The 4,456-nt window shown below is 67.9% G+C and carries 6 protein-coding genes and 1 pseudogene; 5 read left to right on the forward strand and 2 right to left on the reverse strand.

Features of this window, described 5'->3' with window-relative positions:
* Nucleotides 1–650 (forward strand): CAP domain-containing protein (locus HW445_RS19565; protein ID WP_257231167.1); only part of this gene is annotated, 650 nt, incomplete at its 5' end.
* Between the two features lie 20 nt (nt 651–670).
* Here HW445_RS19565 and HW445_RS19570 read toward each other — a convergent pair.
* Nucleotides 671–1,030, reverse strand: a pseudogene (locus tag HW445_RS19570) (tyrosine-type recombinase/integrase); the annotation flags it as partial.
* Between HW445_RS19570 and HW445_RS19575 the strand changes: the two are divergent.
* A complete protein-coding gene (locus HW445_RS19575; protein ID WP_180222291.1) occupies nt 993–1,334 on the forward strand; it encodes a tetratricopeptide repeat protein in 342 nt (113 codons plus the stop codon). The pseudogene HW445_RS19570 and the gene HW445_RS19575 sit on opposite strands and share 38 nt — an antisense overlap.
* A gap of 418 nt (nt 1,335–1,752) precedes the next feature.
* Here the strand turns inward: HW445_RS19575 and HW445_RS34445 are convergent, their stop codons facing one another.
* Complete coding sequence (locus tag HW445_RS34445) at nt 1,753–2,091, reverse strand: ankyrin repeat domain-containing protein (protein WP_374939674.1); 339 nt, start codon at nt 2,089–2,091, stop codon at nt 1,753–1,755.
* A 1,184-nt stretch (nt 2,092–3,275) separates the two neighbouring features.
* Here HW445_RS34445 and HW445_RS19580 point away from each other — a divergent pair.
* The 3 genes from HW445_RS19580 (at nt 3,276) to HW445_RS19590 (ending at nt 4,445) form a co-directional block, all read left to right on the forward strand.
* Entirely contained in the window at nt 3,276–3,629 is a 354-nt protein-coding gene (locus HW445_RS19580) for a DUF1330 domain-containing protein (protein WP_180222292.1), read from the forward strand.
* Between the two features lie 81 nt (nt 3,630–3,710).
* Nucleotides 3,711–3,917, forward strand: a complete 207-nt coding sequence (locus HW445_RS19585) for a hypothetical protein (protein WP_180222293.1) — start codon at nt 3,711–3,713, stop codon at nt 3,915–3,917.
* A 36-nt stretch (nt 3,918–3,953) separates the two neighbouring features.
* A complete protein-coding gene (locus HW445_RS19590) occupies nt 3,954–4,445 on the forward strand; it encodes an SMI1/KNR4 family protein (RefSeq protein WP_180222294.1) in 492 nt (163 codons plus the stop codon).
* Nucleotides 4,446–4,456 lie beyond the last annotated feature (11 nt).

The raw sequence follows: 4,456 nt of genomic DNA on the forward strand, positions 1-4,456 counted from the left end.
GCGCGATCGACGGTCCGGGCAACGCCGAGACCCAGCAGGGCGGCTCCGGGGGCCGGGTCGACCCGGGCACCCCGTCGGCCGGCGCGGGCACCGGCTCCGCGAAGCCGACCCCCACCGCGTCCCCCTCCGCCTCCGCGAAGGAGAAGAAGGAGGCGGAGCCGTCCCCCTCGCGCACCGCCGACGAGAAGACGGCCACCCCGGAGAAGGCCGAGCCCACCACCAAGGCCCCGGAGCCGAAGGCTCCGCCGGCCGGCGGGGCCGACCTGTCCCGTGAGGACGCGGCGCGGGCGGCGGTCCTCCAGCTGGTCAACCAGGAGCGGTCCTCCGCCGGGTGCAGCAAGGTGAAGTCCGACGACGGGCTGACCGAGCTGGCCGACGACTTCAGCCGGGCCATGGCGGACGAGGGCTTCTTCGACCACACGGACCCCAGCGGCGCCACGCCGTGGGACCGCGCGGCGGCCGCCGGTGTGGACAACCTGGGCGGCGAGAACATCGCCCGCGGCCAGGCGGACGCGGCCGCGGTGATGGACGCCTGGATGCAGAGCGACGGCCACCGGGCGAACATACTGAACTGCGACTTCAAGACCCTCGGCGTGGGCGTCCACTTCGCCTCCGGCGGTCCCTGGTGGACCCAGGACTTCGGCTACTGAGATAGCCGCAGGTCAGAGACCTAATACGGCCGCTGGGCCGTCCCGGGGCCGTTTTGTGCAGGCCCTTCACCGAAGATCCGGTCCACGGCGGCCCGGGTCCGGGTTCCGCTCGACGGCAACAGGTGCGTGTACGTCCGCAGGGTGAAGCCGGGGTCGTGGTGACCCAGGTACTCGCTGAGAGCCTTGATGCTCTCCCCCGCGTCCAGTAGCACCGAAGCGTAGAAGTGCCGCAGTGCGTGGATGCCGTTGGCCCGACCGGTCTCCACGCCCGCGGCCCGAAGCGCCCGCCGCCACAGACGATCGTTGAAGCGGTTCCGGTCGAGTGCCAGGCCCGTGTGACTGGTGAAGACGAGCGACGCTGTGACCGGAGGTCCATCGAGCCGGTTCGCCGAGAACCTTGCCCACGAGGTGATTCGCTCGGGCACAGATTTCGATGGGTCCGAGCGTTCACCGATGCGCATGGCAGAGGCAAGGATCACCCTCGGCGTGGTCGCCGCGCGGCAGGGCGACTTGGACCAGGCGGTGAACTACGGCGGGTGGGCGCTGAAGGGCGACCGCCAGTCTCTGCCGTCCCTGCTCATGGTCAGCCGCGAGCTTGCGGCCATCGTCAATCGGGACTTTGCAGCCGAACCAACTGGCCGTGAGTACCTCGATCACTTGACCGCACTCAGCCGCGCCAGCTAGAGCCGTTACAGGTTTCTCTACCTCATCAAGCCCGGCTGCGCTCCGCTCCGCCGGGCGCGCTCCCGGCTCCGCGCACGCTGCGCCGACGCGCGCCCACGACGGATGGGGCCGGGGTTGTAGGGCGAGTGCCGCACGAGCGGGGCCGCGGTGAAGGACATGCCTCCGGCGGGGGATCGGCCGACGCCGGGATGGAGGGGGCGCCGCGGCCGAGTGCCGGCCGAATGTGGCGAGCGTGAGGAGCTCCCATCCCGCGTGCCGTCGACCCAGGCAGAGCCGAGCAGACACGGCACCTGGCGTCCAGGTCGTTCGTACAGTGGCGCGCTCCACCTGGATGCCAGGCACCGCGCCTGCTCCACGGAGTGTGGGTCGACGGCACACGGGATGGGAGCTGGGGCGAGTGGGTGAAGAGCGTGGTCACCTACTCGTCCATGTGGGCTTCCAGGAGACTTACCGCCAGTTCATGCCGCATCTGGAAGGCCAGGTGGTACGGGGTAAGACCGTCTCGGGAGGGCCCTTTCGGGTCAGCTCCGTAGGCCAGCAGCACAGCTGTGCAGGCCGCTTCTAGCGGATCACCGGTCTGGACTGCTCCGTCAGCCTCGTTATTGATGGCTCTGAGCAATGGGGTCCACCCGCTGTAGCTGTCGTACTGATCCGGATCATGGCCAGCGTGCAGAAGCCGAGTCAGCTCGCCCAAGTCGCCTTGCTCTACCGCTAGGTGCACAGGCCACATCTCATACTGGCCTGAGTCATCGGTCATACGCCTGATCCAACCAGAGAGGGTCTGGCGGCCGCCTAAGCAGCCGGTGATCCTGTCAAGGGGGCACCTGATCCTGACATCAACTGCTGACACCAACAAGCACGGACGGCGGCAGTCAGTGACGGACTTCGTTGGATCGTGCGTTGTGGTTCCCAAGTGGTCGACCAATGTCACCGGAGACCCGGGATCGACCTGATGCGGATGAGGCGACAGGCTCAAATCTGTTAGCCCCCGGCCAGCACGAAGACCCCCGGTCCACAGGGCCGGGGGTCGTTCCGGTCATGGCCGGCGTTCCGCGGCGCAGGTGCTCGATGGCTTCCAGACAACTTGGGTCTTCGAAAATCAGGGCAAGGGCGCTTGCTGTACGGCTCTACGCTTCCGCAAGCGCTCTTCCTGGTGACCCTTAAGGCCAAGCGCCTTGTCGCCGGAATCGCTTGGTCGCTCGGTTGGAGACCGCCGGGTGAGGCCGAGTCACTGCTAGCTTCTGGGTTAGCTCAAGCACTGACCGATGATGCGCAGCTGATCAGCCGTCAGGCTCATGCTGTCATCTGCTACTCTGTGGCAGCCAGTAACAACTTCACATCATGCCAAAGGGACGCTTGCCCGACTCCTACATCAGCAAGCGCCCTGAGGCTCTGTATTCACACTGCCCGATCCAGCGAACTAGGAGGATCACATGACCAGGAAGCAGAAACCTAAGGTACCCCCTAACGCGTTGCATTGCAACGCGTTACAGGTGCAGGTTCACCAGGAGGTAGCCGCGGTGCCGAGATGGCGCCAGAACTTGCGTGACGTCACCGGGCTCCTCGCGGTGGCGGTCCCGGTCATCGTCGCCATCGTTGAGAAGCTCTGACACGCAGAGCGAGAACCACCTCGTGTGCCCTTGCACGGGCCGTCACCGGGCCGTGCAAGGGCACACGACAACGGCCACCGTTGACAACTACCCACGTCTAAGCTCCAGGTCAGGTGCCTGATCGAGTGTGGAGCAGCAGGTCAGGGCGTGCAGTCGTCACTTCTTCGGCTACTGAGGCAGCCGCCGCTCGCCGACGCCTCCGGGGAACCGGGGTCCAGGCCCGTGACGGGCTGAGGAAGTGGCTCCGGCGCTTACCTGAGAGGTAATGGTGGCGGGTGACGTCCCTGGCTACGTTTGCGTCGTCCTGCCGAAGCGAACGAAGGAGCCGGACGTGCCCGCATATGGTTTCGCGCACCTGCGTGATCGTCGCCACCACCCGGATGTCCTCGAGTACCTCAAACGTATCCAGAGCACCCTCGACCCGTTCCAGGGCCGTTTCCTGATCCACGGCCCGCCGACGGCGGTGATGGAGGGCAGCTGGCCGGGCAGCATGGTGCTCATCGAGTTCCCCGGCATGGCCGAGGCCCGCGCCTGGTACGCGTCTCCCGAGTACCAGAGGATCCTGCGGCTACGGGCCGACCACATCGACGGAGACCTCGTGCTGGCCGAGGGCGTCGGCCCCGGGTACGACCCGCGTGAACGTGCGGAGAAGCTCCAGGCGGAGGCGACCGGAGAGCAGGCTTAGTACGCCGCGCAGGCTCTGTCGGTCGGCGGTGGGGGCCACCGGGACCTCGTCGTCCCGGTGGCCGGGGAGTAGCGTGGGCGGATGGACGAACCCCGGATCACGGTGTACGGCTCCGCCACGGAGATCACTGTCGCGGCCAACGCCGCCGGACTGCGGAACCTCGCCGAACGGCTCGTCTCCCTCGCCGGTCCCGAGCTCTCCGATGGCTACCACGAGCACCTCGACAGCGGGATCGACCTCGAGGACGGCTCGATCAGCCTGATACTGGAGCGCGACGACACGCTGTAGAGCGGCCCCGTGCGGCCGAGCCGTAGGCTGCGGGGCATGGGGCGGTTCGAAGAGGTCAGGGCGACGTTCTGGGGCGACGGTGATCACGGTGTCCAGCCGCCTCTGACGGACGAGATGGTGCGGGAGGCCGAGGGCGTGCTCGGTGTGACGCTGCCCCCGGCCCTGCTCGATCTGCTCCGGCTGCGCAACGGCGGCATCGTGGCCGACGAGCACGAGGCGTTCCCCACCAGCCGGCCGACCTCGTGGAGCGAGGACCAGGTTCCCTTCGACGTGCTGATGGGCATCGGGCGGCGGGAGGAGACGACCTCTCTGCTCGACACCCCGTACCTGCTCGCGGAGTGGGGCCTGCCGGCGGCGCTGGTGCTGCTGTCCGGCGACGGGCACTGCTGGATCGGGCTGGACTACCGCGCGTGCGGGCCGGACGGCGAGCCCTCGGTCACCTGGTTCGAGACCGACCTCGGCACGGAACTCCACCTGGCCGACGACTTCCGCTCGTTCGTCGAGGGCCTCACCGCGGACAGCGCATAGGGTGACGGCTC

Source organism: Streptomyces sp. UH6 (assembly GCF_013421635.1).
Lineage (GTDB): Bacteria > Actinomycetota > Actinomycetes > Streptomycetales > Streptomycetaceae > Streptomyces > Streptomyces abyssomicinicus.